14 protein-coding genes are annotated in these 19,495 nt (G+C 50.0%); 5 read left to right on the forward strand and 9 right to left on the reverse strand.

Features of this window, described 5'->3' with window-relative positions:
* Positions 1-133 precede the first annotated feature (133 nt).
* On the reverse strand, positions 134-1,951 hold the full coding sequence (locus tag RQP52_RS20940; RefSeq protein WP_315953739.1) for an S-layer homology domain-containing protein: 1,818 nt from the start codon (positions 1,949-1,951) through the stop codon (positions 134-136).
* 196 nt (positions 1,952-2,147) lie between these two features.
* On the opposite strand from RQP52_RS20940, the gene RQP52_RS20945 reads away from it, so the two are divergent.
* Positions 2,148-6,500, forward strand: coding sequence for a DEAD/DEAH box helicase (locus RQP52_RS20945; protein WP_315953653.1), 4,353 nt, complete (start codon positions 2,148-2,150; stop codon positions 6,498-6,500).
* A 120-nt stretch (positions 6,501-6,620) separates the two neighbouring features.
* Here the strand turns inward: RQP52_RS20945 and nirD are convergent, their stop codons facing one another.
* Genes nirD through RQP52_RS20960 form a run of 3 tightly spaced genes read right to left on the reverse strand, consistent with a single transcriptional unit; the run spans position 6,621 to position 10,687 of the window.
* The gene (gene nirD, locus RQP52_RS20950; RefSeq protein ID WP_315953654.1) at positions 6,621-6,953 is read right to left on the reverse strand and encodes a nitrite reductase small subunit NirD; all 333 of its coding nucleotides are present in this window, start codon (positions 6,951-6,953) and stop codon (positions 6,621-6,623) included.
* A 25-nt stretch (positions 6,954-6,978) separates the two neighbouring features.
* The gene (gene nirB / locus RQP52_RS20955) at positions 6,979-9,399 is read right to left on the reverse strand and encodes a nitrite reductase large subunit NirB (protein WP_315953655.1); all 2,421 of its coding nucleotides are present in this window, start codon (positions 9,397-9,399) and stop codon (positions 6,979-6,981) included.
* Positions 9,400-9,445: 46 nt separating this feature from the next.
* Positions 9,446-10,687, reverse strand: coding sequence for a nitrate/nitrite transporter (locus tag RQP52_RS20960; RefSeq protein WP_315953656.1), 1,242 nt, complete (start codon positions 10,685-10,687; stop codon positions 9,446-9,448).
* 473 nt (positions 10,688-11,160) lie between these two features.
* Between RQP52_RS20960 and RQP52_RS20965 the strand changes: the two genes are divergently transcribed.
* Both RQP52_RS20965 and RQP52_RS20970 read left to right on the forward strand, forming a co-directional pair.
* Complete coding sequence (locus tag RQP52_RS20965) at positions 11,161-11,808, forward strand: ANTAR domain-containing response regulator (RefSeq protein ID WP_315953657.1); 648 nt, start codon at positions 11,161-11,163, stop codon at positions 11,806-11,808.
* Entirely contained in the window at positions 11,805-12,836 is a 1,032-nt protein-coding gene (locus tag RQP52_RS20970) for an anthranilate phosphoribosyltransferase (RefSeq protein ID WP_315953658.1), read from the forward strand. Before RQP52_RS20965 ends, RQP52_RS20970 begins: the two co-directional genes overlap by 4 nt.
* Positions 12,837-12,976: 140 nt before the next feature.
* Here RQP52_RS20970 and RQP52_RS20975 read toward each other — a convergent pair whose 3' ends face one another.
* Both RQP52_RS20975 and RQP52_RS20980 read right to left on the reverse strand, forming a co-directional pair.
* Positions 12,977-13,807, reverse strand: a complete 831-nt coding sequence (locus tag RQP52_RS20975; RefSeq protein ID WP_315953659.1) for a peptidoglycan-binding protein — start codon at positions 13,805-13,807, stop codon at positions 12,977-12,979.
* Between the two features lie 73 nt (positions 13,808-13,880).
* Entirely contained in the window at positions 13,881-14,405 is a 525-nt protein-coding gene (locus RQP52_RS20980) for an HPP family protein (protein WP_315953660.1), read from the reverse strand.
* A gap of 162 nt (positions 14,406-14,567) precedes the next feature.
* Between RQP52_RS20980 and RQP52_RS20985 the strand changes: the two genes are divergently transcribed.
* Together RQP52_RS20985 and RQP52_RS20990 are read left to right on the forward strand one after the other, a co-directional pair.
* Positions 14,568-15,542 (forward strand): GntR family transcriptional regulator, encoded by a 975-nt coding sequence (locus RQP52_RS20985; RefSeq protein ID WP_315953661.1) that lies wholly within the window; start codon positions 14,568-14,570, stop codon positions 15,540-15,542.
* Positions 15,543-15,712: 170 nt separating this feature from the next.
* Entirely contained in the window at positions 15,713-16,702 is a 990-nt protein-coding gene (locus RQP52_RS20990) for a ketoacyl-ACP synthase III (RefSeq protein ID WP_315953662.1), read from the forward strand.
* A gap of 69 nt (positions 16,703-16,771) precedes the next feature.
* Here the strand turns inward: RQP52_RS20990 and RQP52_RS20995 are convergent, their stop codons facing one another.
* From RQP52_RS20995 to RQP52_RS21005, 3 genes are read right to left on the reverse strand one after another with little or no spacing between them, the layout of a single operon-like run.
* Entirely contained in the window at positions 16,772-17,005 is a 234-nt protein-coding gene (locus RQP52_RS20995; protein ID WP_315953663.1) for a hypothetical protein, read from the reverse strand.
* A 15-nt stretch (positions 17,006-17,020) separates the two neighbouring features.
* Positions 17,021-18,466 (reverse strand): glycosyltransferase family 2 protein, encoded by a 1,446-nt coding sequence (locus RQP52_RS21000; RefSeq protein ID WP_315953664.1) that lies wholly within the window; start codon positions 18,464-18,466, stop codon positions 17,021-17,023.
* Positions 18,463-19,494 (reverse strand): GT-D fold domain-containing protein, encoded by a 1,032-nt coding sequence (locus tag RQP52_RS21005; RefSeq protein ID WP_315953665.1) that lies wholly within the window; start codon positions 19,492-19,494, stop codon positions 18,463-18,465. Before RQP52_RS21005 ends, RQP52_RS21000 begins: the two co-directional genes overlap by 4 nt.
* Position 19,495 lies beyond the last annotated feature (1 nt).

Raw genomic sequence — 19,495 nt, forward strand, 5'->3', positions numbered from 1 at the left:
GTGTTACAGTCAGCAATGGCGAGGCTAGTCGCAATCGATGCCATAGTCGCGTCAAAATAAAAAGAAGCCCCATCCAGGGCTCCTTTTTCTCTCTTTTTCTAACCTCTTCCCTATCTCCCTCAATCCACCACTATCACTTTATCGTAATAGAAGTCACTACCTTATTCGCACCCTTCAGCTGAACAAGCCGTCCTTCCTTAAATAACGTCAAGTTGCCTACGATAGTCACACTGGAAGCAACTTGATACACGGTCGTCTGATCCTTGCCATTAATCGATTGCACGATAGAAATCGTGGCGAGCTCGCCTTGCGCATTAAGAGTTGTTCCTTTCAATTTCCCTTGCAGATCAAACGGTAAATTCTCGTCAACCCTTTTCGTTACTTCAATATAGATGACTTTATTGTCAGAGGTGCGGATATCGACCTCGTCGCCTACTTTAAGGTCAATGGCTCTAACCTTCACGCCGCCACGATAGACGATGACATCCGGGTGCAAAGTAAAAGCGGTTGTAACTCCCGATTTCGTCAGCTTCAGCTCGCTATTGTTAACAACAGCGCTAACGGTGCCGTTGTTCGTGATAGGCTGCACCATTTTGGTCACTTCAATATAAATGACTTTGTTCTCGGAGGTGCGAACGTTGACTTCATCCCCAATTTTCAGCTCGGTTAGAGCCACTTTCAAGCCATTGCGATATACAACGACATCCGGATGCAGCTTTATTTCAAAATTCACATTGTCTTTCTTGAGCTTCAGTACGTTGTTACTCACCGCTGCCGTGATCGTTCCGTTATTCGTAATCGCTTGCGCCGTTTGTGTTACTTCAATAAAAATAACTTTATTGTCCGAGGTCCGAACGTTCACTTCATCGCCGACCTGCAGAGCGGAAGCCGCAACTTTGACGCCATTTCGATAAATAACGATGTCTGGATGCAGCGTATAGTTTGTTGTAACACCAGATTTGGTAAGCTTAAGGATATTGTTGTTCACAACGGTTGTGACCGTACCGCTACTGGATATCGGAACAACCGGTTTGGTTACCTCCATATAAATAATTTGATTGTTAAAAGTCCGCACACTCACTTCGTCTCCAGCCTGCAAAGCCGAAGGACTGATTTTCACTCCGTTTTTGTAAATGTAAACGTCCGGATACAAGGCATAGGTTGATGTCGTACCTGAAGTTGTCAATACTACTGCGTTCCCGTTAACAACACTTTTTACCGTTCCCGTCAGTGTGTTATTTCCTTGATCAGGCAATTGTCCGCCTGTACGGTCAAGCAATGCGGCAAGTTGAGCCCGAGTAACCGGCTGATTCGGCCTGAACGTGTTATCCTCAAAGCCATCTACCAGGCCTTTTTCAATGGCCACAGCAACATAACCTACAGAACCTGCAGGAATCTGCTTCGCATCTTTGAACGGCAGGGCCGTGTTCATTTTGGCTTTCGCCTGAGCGTCCAGCTTCAGTGCTTTGACCAAAAGCGTCGTCGCCCATAGCCGATCGCCTTCTTTTTGAGGCTGAACAGAGTCGTCATTTTCGGAAAACAGGTCATTTTCCAGTGCAACAGCAACGTACCCTACCGCCCATGCCGGAATTTGATTGGCATCTTTGAAATTGAGATGTGTACTCATTTTGGCTGAAGATTCTGCTTGGCTGCGAAGCCCCATAAGCCGGACGGCTGCTGTAATCGCTTCAATGCGTGAAACCGTGTTTTGCGGTTTAAAGGTACCATCCTCATACCCCTCAAATACACGCATGGATGCTAAACTCGCGATATAGCGTATGGCCCATTCCGCGGTTTTCAAATCGTTAAAGGTGAGATGGATTTCGACCTTTCCGTCATCTTTCCGATTGCCGTTACCGTCGCCATTCCCATTGTCTTTAGCTAGAACAGCTGTGCTGCTCCCCATGATTGTTACGAAAGCAAGGCCCGTCGCAATTACTTTTTTGAGCATCAAGCTTGACTCACACTCCTTCGCCATAGATAACCAAATGTATCAGATTAATTCGTTGAATTGGTTATTTTTAGGAGGGTAACCCTATATTTTACTTTCGCAATTTCTCACAACACCCCCCTCACGGGCACATCATTGGCGAAAGCGCCTACATTATGCTATGTTGGAAGAAATTATGAGCAAGGGAGCGAACGAAATGACGGCACATGCAGAGGGACCTCTGTCTCTTTTTCATCCGATTCTGAAGGAGTGGTTTATTTCACGCTTCGGCGAACCCACCGACGTACAGAAGCAGGCGTGGAAAGAGATAACTGCCAGGAAGCATACCCTCATCTCCTCCCCTACGGGTTCAGGTAAAACATTAGCAGCCTTACTGCCTTGTATGGATCGTATTGTGAAAATGAAACAGGCTGGCGGCGAGCCCTACATCCCAGGTGTACGTGTACTGGTCGTTACGCCGCTAAAAGCGCTGAATAATGATATTCATGATCATTTGTTTCATTTTATGGCGGAGATTGAGGAGCTTGCCGCCTCATTTGAAAAGGACACCGCTTGGCACGGACTGCGTGTCGGCGTCCGCACCGGCGATACTACGCAGAGCACGCGAGCTTCGATGTTGAAGCATCCGCCAGATCTGCTCGTGACCACACCGGAATCCCTCTATCTGCTGCTTACCTCACCGCGCGCGAGAGAAATGCTCAAGAGCGTGGAACAAGTCGTCATCGACGAGATTCACGATCTGGCAGCGGACAAGCGCGGCATGCATTTGTCGTTGACGCTGGAAAGGCTGGAAGTGTGGTGCGGGCGATCCGTTCAGCGGATCGGCGTCTCAGCCACACAAAAGCCGATCGAACGCGTCGCACGGTATCTCGGCGGATGGGAAGCCGGCGAGCCGCGCCCTGTCGCGATTATCGAGAGCAAAGCCGAAAAGCACTACGCCCTGCAGGTGGCGATGCCGAAGCCGGCGCGAGCCGGAGCGGATAAAGAGGCCATCTGGACGCCTCTTGTAGAACGTGTGCTGCAGCTAATGGAAGGCTGCCGCACGGTACTCATCTTCGCCAACAGCCGCAGGTTGTGCGAGCGGTTAACCCTGCGTCTCAATGACCATGTCGGTCATGAGATCGCGCGAAGCCATCACGGCAGCGTAGCCCGCGAGATCCGGCTCGAAGTCGAGCGCCAGCTCAAAGCCGGCGAGCTTCGCTGCCTGGTCGCCACGTCGTCGCTGGAGCTCGGCATCGACGTCGGCCATGTCGATCTGGTCATCCAGATCGACTCGCCTTTCACCGCTGCGGCAGGCATCCAGCGGATCGGCCGCGCCGGCCACGCCGTCGGCAGCGTCAGCCGCGGCGTGCTGCTGGCGCGCAGCCGCAGCTTGCTGCCAGAGCTCGCCGTGCTCAGCCGGCGGATCGCCGCGCGCGACATCGAGGCCATCCGCATCCCGCGGGGCAGCCTCGATGTCCTGGCGCAGCAGCTCGTCGCGATGGCGTCGCTTGGCGACGAGCTGGATGTCGCGCTCCTGGCGCGCCTGCTCGCACAGAGCGACTCCTTCCGCGAGATGCCGCGGGAGCGGTGGCTCGCGATGCTGGAGGTGCTCGCAGGTTTATACCCCTTTGCGCGTCCGCTCATCGCATGGGACCGCGAAACCGGCCGCTTGGAACGCGTAGCGGCTTCGCAGATGGCCGCGCTGACAGGCGCGGGCACGATTCCACAGAGCACGGCTTATCCCGTGCACCATAACGAAACCGGCCTTCATCTGGGCGAGCTGGATGAAGAGTTCATTCACGAATCGTCGATCGGCGACGTATTCCAGCTTGGTACGGCTTCATGGCGCATCGTTCGCAAGCGCCCGGAACGCATTTATGTGCAGGAAGCCGAAAACCGGTACAGCGAAATCCCTTTCTGGCGCGGGGAGACTGGCGGGAAATCCTATCAGCTCGGAGTTCAAACGGGATTGCTTTGGCGCGAGCTGCGGGATCGGTTGAACGCGCAGTCTCATACAAAGGGAGATATCGATGTCCAAGAATGGCTCATGGAGCAGTATTTTTTCGATACAGAAGCCAGTCATGCCCTGATTGGACTCATTCGCAATCAAATTGCGGTCAATACAGTACCGACCGATCAAACGGTTGTTATCGAAACTTTTGCCGATGAACAGAACCAAACACATTATGTGCTGCACAGCTTATTTGGACGGAAAGTAAACCGGACTTGGCTTATGGCGCTTGAGAAACATCTGGGCCACAACGGACACCAGGCCATCTATACAAATGCCAAGGACAATGGCATCGAACTGATTTTCCCAAGCTATCAAGAAGCGGTTACGCAGGCTATCATGTCCCTTTCTTTTAATGAAGCTGAACAATTGGTTATCGGAGCTGTCGCGGAGTCCGGCATGTTCGGTGCGGCTTTCCAGCGGCTTGCGGAAACTTCCCTGCTGCTTTCCCGCAGCTTTACACGAATGCCTGCTTGGCTCAAGCGGCTTCGCGGCCAAGAGCTGATGAAAGAAGCGCTGCCCTACAAAGAGCGGTTTCCGCTCTTTCAAGAAGCCATGCGTGAATGCTTGGAAGAGCATGTCGATTTGGAGCATCTGCGGAGTATCCTGGACGGGATGCAAGCAGGGGACATCCACTTTGCGGTTCATCGCAACCACTTCCCTTCACCGCTAGCCGCTCAATTTCAATCTGATTACGTCGCCCAAAAAATCTATGAATCAGACAGCCTATCTCAGGATTTGCAAGTAGAATTACTAGGCTTCAGCCGGCAGATGGCTGCCGATATTTTTGGAGCAGAGACTGTTCGTAACGCGATAAATCCTCAAGTCCTGGAAGACGAAGATACCAAGCTTTCCAGGACGGATGAAGCATGGATGTCAGCTCAGCAAGTCTTTCGTTATTTAAAAGAGCGCGGAGACGCCTCCCTCACCGAACTCGTCAAAGCTGGTTCAGCTTCCGAATCCTCCGTCAAGGCTTGGCTGCATGAATTGCTTGACCAAGGAAAAGCGCAATTAGCCTCCTTCTCCGGCGAGACGCGTTACATATGCCGCGATGAAGTGGCCTTTTATTCTTCGCTCACCGTAGATCCTCTTGCCAGAACGTTTATCTTCCAAAGATATGCGGACGGTCGGCTGTCTTTCACCGCTGAGGAGCTCTCGGATCGCTACGAGTTGAAAACGGAGACGATTGAAAGCTGGATTGGGGAAGCTGTCGCTTCCCGCTTATTGGAGCCTGCACCTTTCGCCGATCCTGAAGTGGAGTCGCTTTGGACAAGCAGCAAGGTCGCTTCCCGCTTAGTACGCCAATCTCTGCAGATTCTCAGACGCGAGAACTCAGCTATTCCTCCGCTCACCTATCTGATGCACATGCCGCTCATGCGCAAACTTATTGGGAGAACGGACGTTCCCGGCATCGAGCAGCTGCGGGAAATCATCACGGATTTGCAGGGCTTCTTCCTGCCTGTATCACTCTGGGAATCCGTTTTCTTCCCGACAAGGCAGTTATCCTACCGGAAACAGGACCTGGATATGTTATGTTCATCAGGTGAAGTTTTCTGGATAGGCCACAAGGAAGAGGGGGAAAAAGAAGGTCGTATCGCTTTCTTTCTAGCAGAAAGTTCCACACTTTTCGAACCCTGCCTTGCCGGGATGCACCATAGACCTGTCTCTTCTCCAGAACTCTTGAGTCTTATGGAAACCAAAGGGGCTGTATTTCTCAGCAAACTTGGCCTTGAAACCGGAAAAGCCCCTTCCTTATTATTAGAAGAGTTGCTCCAGCTTGTCTGGGATGGTCAGGCGGCCAATGATCAGTTCGCACCGCTGCGGCTTCATGCCACGGGCGCTTCCTCTTCGAAGAAAGGGGACAAATTCCAATCAGGACTTGGCCGTTGGTATGCCCTAAGCACACTGCATAATGCAGCCTTCGATAAGCAATCCTCCGCTATGCAGTGGACGCATCATCTGTTAGAGCGTTATGGTCTCATTACCAAAGATCTCGTCTCTGCGCTTTGCCCCTATCCATGGGAGGCGATTCATACCGCCTTGCGTCAATTGGAAGAGTGGGGGCTTGTCGTCCGAGGGCTGTTCATCACCGATTTGCATGCTCTCCAATTTGCGACCAAAGACTTTATTCGACTGCTGCATCAGCCAGTGGCACAAGGAACTAACCATTCCTCTTCTTTCACGCTAGTTAGCGCTGTCGATCCAGCTAATCCTTGTGGGCTGCTTGTCCCTTGGCCTGAAAGACCCGGTATTTCCTTCTCGCGCAAAACCGGCAATTATTTAGCTCTCAAAGGCAGCGAGTGGTTGTATTGGATCGAAAACAACGGGAAGCGCATCTATCAGCTAACTGCACAAAGCCATGATTTGGCGGAGACTGCCCACGAGCTCAAGCTCATGTTCCGGCAATTGCTGAAACAACACCAGCTGCGCAAAATCGTCATTGAGACTTGGAACGGTGTCCGTATTTCCGATGCGCCTGAACAGGAAATTTTGAGACTTCTTGGCGCAGAAAAAGACCGCACCAACTTAGTTCTTTGGCCTAGCCAACTAAGCTGATACGGTCCTCTATGTCCGTTCTACTTGTACAGCACATATTTTGAACTCCGGCATCCGTCTCGTCGGTCGAGTGCTCATACCTCCAATGGAAGGGCACGAACACGATGCGAGGCTGGATGCTCATACCAGAAAACCTATGAAAACAGTGCCATTATGAACTTTCGTCGAATAGGTTTGCACACAACCCGTATCCGGGGCTTGCACGAGCCCCGTCGAAAGTTGAATTTTGCGATCATGCATGGGGCAGAAGACGTGCTCGTCACAGACAATACCTTCCGCAAGCACGCCTGCTTTATGCGGACAACGGTTTTGAATGGCTGTGAGCTTGCCGCTTTTCATCTTGAAAAGGGCTACTTCCTCCCCTTGATACCGAATCGTTTTGCCTGTATTCACCGCTAAATCCTCATAAGTTACGGCCTCAACCCAAATCATCTGCTCTTCTTGTGTCTTCATGGTCTTCTCCTCCTGAGTGATTTCGTTAGGTAAGCTCGACGACTTCATAGAGATCGCGTTGAATTTTTTTGCTATCGATGGCTTGCTTCCATGGGTCCTTCGTAACGGCAAGCGCTTGGTCAATCCGGGTGCACAGTTGTTTGCGCTCTTCGTCGTTTTCAACGACAGCACGAATATGCTCAATTCCCAGACGGTGCACCCATTCGCTTGTACGCTCGCCGTATTTCCCGGTTTCGCGATAATATTGCAGATAAGCTTCGGTATATTCAATAATGTCTTGTTCTGTTTTCACTGTTGTTAAGAGATCGCCGACGCGCACCTTCACACCGCCGTTTCCTCCGGCATACAACTCCCACCCGCCATCGACGGAGACGATGCCCAAATCCTTGATACCGGATTCCGCGCAGTTTCGAGGACATCCTGATACCGCGAGCTTCACTTTGGCCGGTGTATTTAAGCGCTCAAAACGTTTCTCCAGCTCGATGCCCACCGCCATGGAATCCCCTGTACCGAACCGGCAGAACGTGTCGCCGACGCAGGTTTTGACCGTACGCAGTGCTTTACCGTAGGCATAACCGGAAGGCATATCCAGCGCTTCCCACATGGCCGTCAAATCTTCCTTTTTCACGCCAAGCAAATCTAGCCGTTGTCCGCCCGTGAACTTCACAGTCGGAACATTGAATTGCTCCGCTACTTCGGCAATACGCTTCAATTCCGTCGGATTCGTTACGCCGCCATAAATCCGTGGAACAACGGAGTAAGTACCGTCCTTTTGAATATTCGCATGCATACGCTCGTTAACGAAGCGCGAAGTGCTATCGTCCTTATACGTTTCAGGGCTAACCATGCCCAGGTAGTAGTTAAGCGCAGGGCGGCATTTGGAGCAGCCCTCTTCATTTTTCCAACCAAGCACGCTCATGACTTCACGTACATGCGACAATCCTTTTTCGCGGATCGCTTCGACAACCTCATCCCGTGTATGTTCCGTGCAAGAACAAATGGATTCTTTAACGGCATTTTTATCGTAGGAGGAGCCTAATGTATAAGCTAACAAATCGCTGACAAGCGGTTTACATCCGCCGCAGGAACGGGAAGCTGTCGTGCAATTTTTCACCTCTTCCACTGAGGTCAAACCTTGTTCTTTAATCGCAGAACAGATCGTCCCCTTCGTTACCCCGTTACATCCGCAAATAATCGCATCGTCTTTCATCTCGGCAACACCGGAAACCGCTCCGCCGCCGCTCGCTGAATCCGTCAAAATCGCTGTTTTGGCCATCCCGCTGATATCGGTTTCCTCACGAATCATTTGCATGAGCCGCGTGCCGTCTGACGTATCTCCAAAGAGCACGGCACCAACAATTTTGTTGTCCTTAATGACCACTTTTTTGTATACACCAGTGAACTCGTCATGAATTCGAATCGCTTTGGTACCTTCTTCATCCACAAATTTCCCGCCAGAGAAAACGTCAACACCAGACACTTTCAGCTTCGTATAAAGAACCGAGCCTTCATAAGGACCTGTTTCCACGCCTGCCAAATGCTTCGCTAACACAGCACCTTGCTCGTAGAGCGGCGCAACCAGCCCGTAAGCAACGCCACGATGCATCGCACATTCTCCAACCGCATACACATTAGGAACACTTGTTTGCATGTAATCATTTACAATAATACCGGGATTGCATGCTACGCCAGAATTTTTGGCAAGTTCTACATTGGGCCGAATTCCCACCGCCATGACGACCAGATCCGCATCTGTCATTGTGCCGTCTTTGAATTTCAAACCGGTAACCCGTTTATGACCGACGATTTCTGCTGACTGCTTCGCTAGCAAGAAATTAATACCTTGTTCCTCCAGAGCTGCTTGCAGCATTTTGGACGCTGTGCGATCCAGCTGACGATCCATGATTGCGTCTGAGATATGAACGACATCCACTTTCATTCCTAAGTTGAGGAAACCTCTGGCGGCTTCCAATCCGAGCAAACCCCCGCCGATGACAACCGCCTTTTTATACTTTTTCGCGGATTCCATCATGATTTCACAATCACGGATCGTCCGGTAGGCCATGACCCCTTCTTTATCTGCACCAGGCATTGGAATCATAAAAGGATTGGACCCTGTTGCCAAAATCAATTTATCGTAAGGAACCGTTACACCTTTATCGCTCGTGACAGTTTGAGCTGATGTATTGATTGCCGTCACGGTTTGGTTTGTATAGAGCGTTATATGGTTATTTCTGTACCATTCATAAGGATGGATAACAATATCCTCAACATTGGACTCCCCCGAAAGGACATAGGACAGCAAAATCCGATTATAATTCGGATGAGGCTCACTCCCAAAAATAGTTACCTCATATTTATCCGGAGCAAGTTTAAGCAAATGTTCAACGGCATTAACACCGGCCATTCCATTTCCGACTAAAACCAACTTTTCTTTTTGAGTCATGGTCTCATCTTCCTCTCTACTGTCTCTATCTCTATCTCTATGGAGCTTAAGCGTGCACGCTATCAATCGCTGTTGGAGCAACTTTCACTTTGCCGCCGTCGCCAATCCAGCTGCGCTTCCATTGTCCTTGCACAGAGGCAATCAAAATAACGCAGCACACAGCGATTGCACTCAAAATAAGGAAACCTGGCGTGAAAGAACCTGTTGCCAATTTCACATTTCCTAGAATCTTAGGCAGGAAATATCCGCCCAAGCCGCCGGCAGCGCCGACAATTCCCGTGACCACGCCGATCTCCGACTTGAAGCGTTGAGGCACAAGCTGGAAGACCGAACCGTTCCCCATGCCAAACGCCATCATAGCGATGAATAACAAGACCGTTGTAACCGATAGCGCTGGAAGTGTTGAAATCCCTGCCATCATTAATGCGACAACCCCATACAATCCCATCAGCATCCGGATGCCGCCTATTTTATCGGCTAACCAACCTCCTACAGGTCGGAAGAAACTGCCCCCGATTACGCATACGGTTGTAAAATCAGCCGCACGGACCGGTGAAAGACCATATTGTGTATTAAAGAAGATGGTTAAGTACGTGGACATGCCAACGAAACCGCCGAACGTTACGCTATATAAAATACAGAACAACCAAGAATCCTTCTGTTTCAAAACTCTGCCATACTCAGCAACCGTTTTGGGTGCTGGTTTATTCGGGCTGTCTTTAGCCAAAATGCTGAAAACAACCAACGTGATCGCAATCGGAATCATCGCAATACCGAAAACAACATGCCAGTCGCCATAATGCTGAGCAATCCGGTTAGCGAAAAGCGTAGCGAAGATCGTCCCGCTGTTCCCTGCTCCGGCGATCCCCATCGCCAAGCCTTGATATTGCGGTGGATACCAGGAACTGGCTAACGGCAGTGCGGCTGCAAAACTCGCTCCGGCAATACCGAGCATCAACGCTACGAAGTACATATCGCCCATAGTGTCAGCAAACTGCCAGCCCCAGAATAATGGAATTAAGGTTAGCGTTAGTCCGATTTGTCCCGTAAGCTTAGGACCGATCTTATCGGTCAGTACGCCCAACACCAGTCGAAGTACCGCTCCACCTAATGTAGGCAAGGCAACAAGGTTTGCTTTTTCAGCAGCGTTCAAGTGGAAATCATTCGCGAGCACGACCGCCAGCGGCCCTAAAATCACCCATACCATAAAGCTCATGTCAAAATACAAGAATGAACTGAATAAAGAGCCTTTGTGTCCCACTTGCAAAAAACTTTTCCGATCAACCATGATCTTCCCTCTCCTTTTGTGAGGCTTTTCGCCTTCTTCTTTTTTCCCTATCCTGTTTTCTCCCTGTCTGCACACCCATGGACAGAAAAGGCCGACAAACATACCCCTACTCACATCGGGATGTTTGTCGGCCTCTTTGCCACTGCTGCCACATCTTCGTGCACAGCATGTTTCGTCGTATTTTGAAAAGTAAACATAAAAAGCCTATCCGGTTACGTATTTGTAAGGGGATAGGCGCCATTGCCTGCGTTAGGGGCACACCATTGTGCCGATTTCTAACTTGATTATAGTACGGCTTCACACCTATGTCAATAAACGTAACATAAAAATATTTAGACATTCCATTCCACCTATTATATCGACAAAAATCAAATTCATATGCTATAGTAATGCCGTATAAACATTCATACAACGAAGAAACCTCACATAAAGTTACCATGGAATAAAAAGCTTACAACGATGGAGGTATTCAAATGTTGCAATCATTTATACTGATCGACGAGTTGAAGCAAACTCGCTCAGCTACCTCCTCGCCATCCACAAACGAGATGAGCTATTCTAATCGTGCACAAGCATCCCTGCCTGACGAGGTATTGAAGGACTTGGGCTTTCGCGTCTACACAGCATCTACTGGTAAAGAAATTTCCTTCATCATTCCTAAAGTTGATGCTGTTCTATTAAGCGTAAGCCCCGATCAAGTGGAGACTTGGCGCAAACGCGTATTGGCTGAGCGCAGCCTCCCCCTCTTCTGGTGGTGTGATTCGCACACTTTTCCTTCTAATGAATGCAGAATGGATGCAGGTATAGATGGTTTAATCGGTTCAACGATGAGTCCTCTTGAAATTCACTGCGCTCTGCTACTAGGTGTGAATCACTACTTTCATCGAACCGAATGGCAGCAGGAGCGTGAGCAGCTCCTCTCCAAGCTGGAGGAGCGCAAATGGGTCGATCAAGCCAAGCGGATCTTATGCGAGATTAAAGGGATTTCCGAAGCGGAAGCCTACGACTTTTTGCGCAAACAAGCCATGAATGAGCGTAAACGTATGGTAGATGTCGCTACCTCCATCGTCAAGGTGTACCAAATACTACGAGATCAGAATCAAGGAGGCCGCAAACGATGATATCTTTACTAAAAGAAGTAGGACGCGGAAAGCGCGGAGCAAGAGATCTTTCGTATGAAGAGGCTTCCCAAGCAGCAGAACTTATGTTAACCGGTGGTGCTACTCAGGCTCAAATGGGCGCATTTCTTGTAGCTGAGCGTATTAAAATGGAATCACCTGATGAGATTAAAGCCTTCATTCACGCGCTGCGCAAACGTATCTTTTCTTATCCGATACCTGGCAGCATGGACTGTGCAGGACCTTACGACGGCCGCACCCGCACGTTCATTGCGACCTTGCCGACCGCATTTGTGCTTGCAGCTTGCGGTCTCCCGACTACACTGCACGGCAGCCCGAGCATGCCGCCCAAATGGGGCATCACGCTGACTGACGTGCTGGATGCACTTGGCGTACCGGCGCTAACTTCGTCGCGCGAGGCGCTGGTATCCGCAGCGGCGCGAACAGGCTTCCTATTCGCGCCTACTGAAAGCTGGTGCGCACCGCTTGGCGAGCTGCGCGAACTCCGCAAGGAGCTCGGCTTGCGAACTGTGTTTAACACCGCCGAGAAGCTGCTTCGTTTCACGGAAGCCCCGTTCATGGCCGTCGGTGTGTTTCATGGTACGGTTTTCGAGAAAATGACGAATTTGCTCATCGAACTGGGGATCACCAGCGGAATCGTTGTGCAAGGCATGGAAGGCTCGGAAGATCTATCCATCGAAAAACGTACGAGGACCTATGTGATTCAAAATGGCTCCAGTGAATTATTCATTGTAGATCCTGAAATCTATGAATTAATGGTTGAAGTGCCTGAAGTTGAATGGACGGCGCAGCTGCAAGGTGAAACGGCGATGGCCGTTTTGCGCGGAGAAGCTGAACTTCCTTACTTGAACATGGTGCTGCTGAACAGCGCTGTTCGCCTCTGGGTTTCCCAGAAGGCCGGCTCCATCGAAGAAGGAATCTACATGGCCCGTCATGCGATCGAGCAAGGAAAAGCACTTCAGACCTACACCGAGTGGACGGAAGCGATTAAGCCGGTATCTGCAACTTAATAAATGGTTATTTGCCCTCCGCAGAAATTTTCTGCGGAGTTTTTTTGTTAAGCCATGACCGTTAAGGCGCTAAGTTAGCCAGTATGCATGCAACAAAAAGCCCCTGCCCTTCATTCAGGCAGAGGCTGTCAGACCACTATTTATTTTCCAATAAACTGCTGGGTGAACATTTTACCGCACGGTCCTCCGGTAACAATACCGATGCCAATGTGCGTGTAATCTTTGCTTAGAATATTTGCTTTGTGACCAGGCGAATTCATCAGCGCCTCATGCGCGGCTTGCACTGTTTGATTGCATGCGATGTTTTCCCCTGCCGCGTTATAGGTAATACCGAATTTCTCCATCATATCAAAAGGCGAACCATATGTCGGTGAATCGTGAGAGAAATATTTGTTTTCGACCATATCCTGGCTTTTGAGTCTTGCTGTCTTGGTCAGTTCAGGATCGACGACTAGGGCAGCTAATCCCACAGCAGCTCGCTCTTTGTTCACCAAATCCAACATTTGCTGTTCCTCTGCCGTCAGATCCGTACTCGGAGGAGCTTGGGGTGCCGGTGCCGGCGTTGGCTCAGGCTGAGACGGTGGCGGTTCGGAAGGCGGCGGGGTTGGGGTTGGGGTTGGCGGCGTCTGCTTCTTGGGAATTTTTAAATTCCCATAAGCCCATAGGATGGACTGCAGGGTTTGATCATCAACGTTACCGGTAACCGGAAGGCCGTAACGGCTTTGAAACGCTTTAACACCAGATTGTGTTTGATTACCATAGTAGCCTGTGATGGGCCCGCTATAGTAACCCAGAGATTTCAGCATCCCTTGAACCGCATAAACATCCGGCCCCTTGGCCCCTTTTCCATAGGCAAAAGCGGTCGTTGAGGTAGAGCAGAACAAAGCGATACAGATTAGTATGATCCAGACATGCTTTTTCTTGCCATGAAACATGCGTTTACGTTCACTCCCTGTCGTCGTCAGTATCATTCGCCCGACATGGGCGACTGCCCTTAGAGTGACCTATTTTTTGGATTTTATCCGTTTGCATGAATAATTTTAATCAATACCAAAAGGTCGGGTACCTGCGTTTCTTATCCAGATTGTTAATGATCAAAGCAATAATTACGATAAGCACAGATCCGATCAATACCGGTGCAAACAGAAAGGACCAACTGCTGCCGCTTAAAATAACGACCAAAGGATCGGCCCCGGCAGGGGGATGTGTTGTTTTGGTCAGCATCATCAAGCCGATTGCCAGCCCTACCGCAATGGCTATAACCCAAACGCTTCGGCCAAACAGATGGAAAAAGAGGAGACCTACTAAGGTTGAAATCAAATGCCCACCGATGATATTGCGCGGCTGAGACAGTGGTGCATCCCAAAGACCAAAAGCCAAAACGCAGGTTGCGCCAAATGGGGCCATGATCCAGGCATTGGCGGTCAAATCCGTTAGGAGAGCTAAAAGAGCTATGGCGATAAATCCCCCAATCGAGCCGATCAACGCATTCCTTGGAACGACTTTTAGCGGACTTCTGTCTTTGCTTCTCATTTTCAGCCAAAATCCTGACTCGTCAAGGTTATTCATTTTGTTCACCACTTTCTACATTAAAGAACTAGTCAACTAGTTATATAATTTATTTTTCAGTGTGTCAATGGTTTTCTCCCACTCTTACTCCTCATTTTATTGGATTTCAAATGAAAAAGGATTATAATATAACTAGTTAACTATGAAAAGAGGTTATTTGCAGTGGAAGAAGATAAAAAATATATCCTTCAAGTTAATCCTCAATTGACCTTTAACGTAAATACACAAATCAAAGAACAACTGAAATGGTTAATCGGAATTGAACAAATGGAAAACGGCGATATGCTGCCGACGGCCAGTCAATTGGCGGATGAGCTTGGGCTCAATCGAAATACGGTCAACTGGGTATACAACCAATTGCGTGACGAGGGACTTGTTTCCATACAGAAAGGACGCGGTACGCAGGTCACGGGTGGGGTCGAGACCAAGCATCTCTTGGAAGAGCGGAAACCGATGCAGCAGCTTTTGAATGATACGATTCATGAGGCCGCGGCAATGGGATTTGATTTGCCATCTTTTTTCATCGCCGGTCTTGCCTACTCGTTGCTGCAGCCCCCCTCCCTTGCCCGCAAGCTGCGGATTTTACTGGTGGAATGCAGAGGCCATGATTACCCTTTCTATCGCCAGGAAATCGAGCGAGCAACCGATGGTGAAGTAGATACTTTATTTCTCGATGACAGTTCCCTTAATGACGATGTCGTAAGAGAAGCCGTTATGCGTTCGGACGTCGTCGTCACAACCTTGAACCATGCCGAGGAAACCAAAGCACTGTTTGCTCGCTTCGACAGCAAAGTGATTGTGATCGGAGCAACGCTTGAAGCTTCTGAGCTGCTTGAGATCGCCAAGCTTCAGGCTGGCACACATGTCGCCTTTGTTTGCCTGGGAAGAATAGGCGGAGAATGGATGGCCAACCGGATTCGGGAAGCAGGCATTCATCAGCTTCATGTTGAGAGTGTGGGGATGAACGAACCCGACCGTCTGAAGGAAGCTCTTCAGCACTCGCACAAAATCTACGCCTCTGCTGCTGTATTTTCTGAACTGAAGAAGCAGCAACCTGATAAAACGCAGTTATTCCCTATGAGGCTGGAACAAAGCAGTGAGAATTTATTGCATGAAGTTGCAACGCAAAAGAAATAAATCCCCTGAATGGGGATTTATTTCTTTTGTAGGGGGCGCTATTTATGCGATATCAGGATACACATTTATTGTGCTCATGCACCATTGACAGCAACCGTATTTTCAAGTAAAGTTTAATTATACTTAGTACCTGGTACTAATACTTGATAATAAAAAGGAGCGAGCTTCTCATGCCTGTCTCAAATCCCTTGAATGCCCGTATTTCAGCAATAGGCAGTTATGTGCCTTCGCATATTTTAAGCAACGCCGACCTTGAAGCCATGGTGGAAACCAACGATGAGTGGATCGTTCAGCGCACCGGCATGCGGGAACGCAGAATCGCCGCTCCCGAGGAATTCACTAGCCATTTATGTATAGCTGCCGTTCAAAACATGCTTGACCGATATCCGGAATCGCTGAAGGATGTGGAGCTGATCATTGTCACTACGCATACGCCAGACCTGCCATCGACACCGGTAGCTTGTATGATTCAAGCTCATTTCGACCTCCCTGCTGTCGGCGCCTACGACCTTAACGCCACCTGCGCAGGGTTCGCCTATGCGGTCCATACCGCAAGCGGACTAGTCGCTGCAGGTTTACACCGCAAGGTGCTCGTGGTCGGCGGGGACGCAATGTCCAAAATCACCGATTATACGGACCGGTCGACCTGCATTCTGTTCGGCGACGGCGCAGGAGCCGTGGTGGTGGAACGCGAGGAGGAACATCCGGCATTCCTGGCGCATCATGTTGGCTCCGACGGCTCCGGCGGCAAGCATGTTTATCGCACCGGCCTGTCCGAGCAGTGGCAGGACATACCGCTCACTGGCGGCGGAAAGCTAGTCCAAAACGGCCGCGAAGTTTATAAATTTGCGGTATCGACCGTACCGGAAGGGATCGAGCACTTGCTGACCAAAAGCGGGCTGCCGAGTTCCGCGATTGATTGGTTCATCCCGCATAGCGCTAACCTGCGGATTATTCAATCCATTTGTGAAAAGAGCGAAATTCCTTTTGAGAAGGCCATATACAGCCTTGAGTATTACGGCAATACCTCTGCGGCCTCTATTCCGCTGGCGCTTGATCTCGGCGTAAAAGATGGCAGGGTACAGGCAGGCGATACGCTCCTGTTATACGGTTTTGGCGGGGGATTAACGCACGCTGGCATTATTTTACGTTGGGGATAAACGCTCGGTCTAGGTGAAACAAAGGAGGCGGCAGCATCCACGTACCGCTATCAAGCTGCCGCCCCTTGCTTAAGAGGCTGAATAGAGATGGTCAAAGCCTTGTTCAAAACCTTTGTGAAACCCATCCATATACCCTCTATCGTATCCATTGTCAAAGCCCTTATCGAAGCCTCCTCGATGTGTCAGGAGCGCTTTGGCGGGGCGATTTCTTTTTCTCAGGAGAACTTTTTTACCGCGAACCGGCTTCGCTTTCTTGAGAAGCTTACCAGTAGCCTTTCTGCGCACAGATGGCTTCACTTTCATAGATACCTCACTCCTTTAAACATTATTCGCCGCGATGATAGCGGGGGCTATAATTGGTAACGCTGGGGCAAACCGATGAAAGTCATCCCAGCTCATGGGCGTTTGGTGACGCAGATCCAAATTCCAGTAGCGCAGCGGCCAATCATTAATGAATCGCTGCATTTTGCCATTTTTGACTTGATAGACGGCATGATCTTCCGTCCGCGCAAGCGCACCTTCTTGCAAATGCCCATCGACATAAACGCCCTGAGCAAGAGCAGCAAGCTTGTTCTGTACGTCATGTTGCGATAAGGAATGCCCCTTCGGCCAGTTCCGCAGATCGACTTGCGAGACGCGGGTAGCTGACAAGTGATGCGTTTCCCCTTCGATCGGGTGACGGTGACCATTCTCAATCCAATAAAGCTGGGATGTTACCCCTCGCACGACGATATGGCTTGGGTAGAAATCAACCATCGCTGCACTGCCGCCACCGAGCTTTTGGTGAACTTCAAGCAGCAAACTGTGGGTTTCACCCCATTTTCGAGCGTAAAACTCCAAATTTCTGCCATATACTTCTTCAAAACGGCGCTCGCCAAGCGCTTTGATCGAGACGCTTCCGACATGATGAATGAAGGTATCCATAGCAATAACGAGTTCTAATCCCATGATTCGCGTTCGAAAACCGAAATCGTCATCCTCGCAGTTTCCAATCTCAAAACCTTCATCCAAATACCCCAGCCGCTCGAAAACCTCGCGCCGCATAAGGACACAGAAGCCTGTTAATCTCGTGGTCACATGCCATTTGGCAGGGTTCGACTGATTAAAGTTTGCAGCGAAATGATGCATTTCCTCCGTGGAGGTGTAATTCGTCTGCAGCAGCTGTTCGCCGCTAATGTAATTCGTCATCGGGCCGACAAGCCCGAATTTCTCATTACTGTCCAGGCAAGTTAGCATATTTTTCAGCCAATCTTTGGTCACAATGGTGTCATTGTTTAAAAACAGCAGGTTGGAACCACGCGCCATCCTTAGACCTTGATTCGTCCCTCCGGCGAAGCCGAGGTTGGAGGTAAAGATCTTGTAGCGGATTTTCCCCGTTAGGGATTTCAAGTACTCGGCTGTATCGTCCGTTGAGGCATTATCGATGACGATGAGTTCGAAGGGCTCCGGCGTATATTCGTAAATGCTGTCGATACAATTCTGGAGGTGGTGACGCTGATCATTCGTCGTAACGATGATGATGCTCGTTCCCTGAAACTTCGAGGGGGTGACCCCCGCATCCCAGCCAAGCTGGAAGGCGTGATCGTGCGCGCTGTCGTAAGCCATATTAAAACCTTCATTGTAACCACGATTATAGCTTGTTTGGGAGGATGCAACCTTACCTGGCTTGCTTAACTTACCTAGCCTGCCTAGCTGCCCAAGCATACGAAACTTGCGTAATTTGCCCATGGATTTGTGGACCCGTCGCTTCGCCGCTGTTCTCATCGGTAAGGAGCCTCCCCTTTCACGATAGAATCCGCCAAATGCCCGAAATCGATCGCTACTTTCCCCATGCTCGACGCAATCCATTCGGAAATGATAACAGCCGAGATCCCTGCGGAAACCAGGGCGATATCAAAATCGTATCCGGCGATGTTTTCCTTGATGTGCGGGATATCCTTCACACCATGGACCGGCGTAATCTCACCAACGATATTCACGCCGTGCGCGCGAAGCACTTCTGCCAAATGCGGCGCCAAATTGCCGACCAGCAGCACCTTTCTGCCCTGTGTAATCCGCGACAGATACCCCTCGTGATAGATATAATAATTCACCAGCGAGTCCGTCAAAGTAAGTTCATGGTAGTTTATATGTTCAGCTTTAAACACCGCGAACGCGAGCGGTTGGAAATTGCGCACCCGCAGCTTCGGAATACCTACAACGCTAGCTCCGCGAATCGCCTGCACTAGTTCCGCTTTAATCGCCAGATCCGGTACTTCTACACCGGCATAAGGGAGAAACGGGCCGTCTTGCTTAATCTGCTCAATCGGTAAAATAGTCTCCTGCGCTAAGGTAAGCAGTTCCCCGTCACCTAGTCGGACGAGGGAAAATGGCGCTCTGGCGTCAAGCGCTGCGATGATTTGATCTCCTAGATCCCTCGCGGTAAGCAGGTGATAGATATGCGGCCGCAAATGTTCCACGCCGGCGGCAACAATCTGCTCAATCGTTATTTCAGGCAGGATCTGATAGTCCAGCAGCAAGCGATCGACAATCGCATCGCCCCCATCATGTTTTCCATCCCGGTGCCCTTTATTGAAACCTTGGTCATACCCCGCATTATACCCCTGATCGTAGACGGTCACGGTTTCCATCGGCATGAGCCTTTGCAGCGGCAGCGCGGCAAGTCTCCTGCGTTTCTTCTTTTTGCGGAGAGAAGAGAACAACCCTTTGCGCTTGCGAGAAAGCTTGCCTCGCCGGAAGGAGATCACTCTGCCTAGCTTCTTACCGCTTTGTTTCTTTTTTATGGGCAACATA

Origin of the sequence: Paenibacillus violae (genome assembly GCF_032461945.1) — a bacterium.
Taxonomy (GTDB): domain Bacteria; phylum Bacillota; class Bacilli; order Paenibacillales; family NBRC-103111; genus Paenibacillus_E; species Paenibacillus_E violae.

Bases quoted from the DNA above. Each gene is read 5' to 3' on its own strand.
- RQP52_RS20940 (WP_315953739.1), bottom strand. From the start codon at position 1,951: ATGCTCAAAAAAGTAATTGCGACGGGCCTTGCTTTCGTAACAATCATG.
- RQP52_RS20945 (WP_315953653.1), top strand. From the start codon at position 2,148: ATGACGGCACATGCAGAGGGACCTCTGTCTCTTTTTCATCCGATTCTG.
- nirD (WP_315953654.1), bottom strand. From the start codon at position 6,953: ATGAAGACACAAGAAGAGCAGATGATTTGGGTTGAGGCCGTAACTTAT.
- nirB (WP_315953655.1), bottom strand. From the start codon at position 9,399: ATGACTCAAAAAGAAAAGTTGGTTTTAGTCGGAAATGGAATGGCCGGT.
- RQP52_RS20960 (WP_315953656.1), bottom strand. From the start codon at position 10,687: ATGGTTGATCGGAAAAGTTTTTTGCAAGTGGGACACAAAGGCTCTTTA.
- RQP52_RS20965 (WP_315953657.1), top strand. From the start codon at position 11,161: ATGTTGCAATCATTTATACTGATCGACGAGTTGAAGCAAACTCGCTCA.
- RQP52_RS20970 (WP_315953658.1), top strand. From the start codon at position 11,805: ATGATATCTTTACTAAAAGAAGTAGGACGCGGAAAGCGCGGAGCAAGA.
- RQP52_RS20975 (WP_315953659.1), bottom strand. From the start codon at position 13,807: ATGATACTGACGACGACAGGGAGTGAACGTAAACGCATGTTTCATGGC.
- RQP52_RS20980 (WP_315953660.1), bottom strand. From the start codon at position 14,405: ATGAATAACCTTGACGAGTCAGGATTTTGGCTGAAAATGAGAAGCAAA.
- RQP52_RS20990 (WP_315953662.1), top strand. From the start codon at position 15,713: ATGCCTGTCTCAAATCCCTTGAATGCCCGTATTTCAGCAATAGGCAGT.
- RQP52_RS20995 (WP_315953663.1), bottom strand. From the start codon at position 17,005: ATGAAAGTGAAGCCATCTGTGCGCAGAAAGGCTACTGGTAAGCTTCTC.
- RQP52_RS21000 (WP_315953664.1), bottom strand. From the start codon at position 18,466: ATGAGAACAGCGGCGAAGCGACGGGTCCACAAATCCATGGGCAAATTA.
- RQP52_RS21005 (WP_315953665.1), bottom strand. From the start codon at position 19,494: ATGTTGCCCATAAAAAAGAAACAAAGCGGTAAGAAGCTAGGCAGAGTG.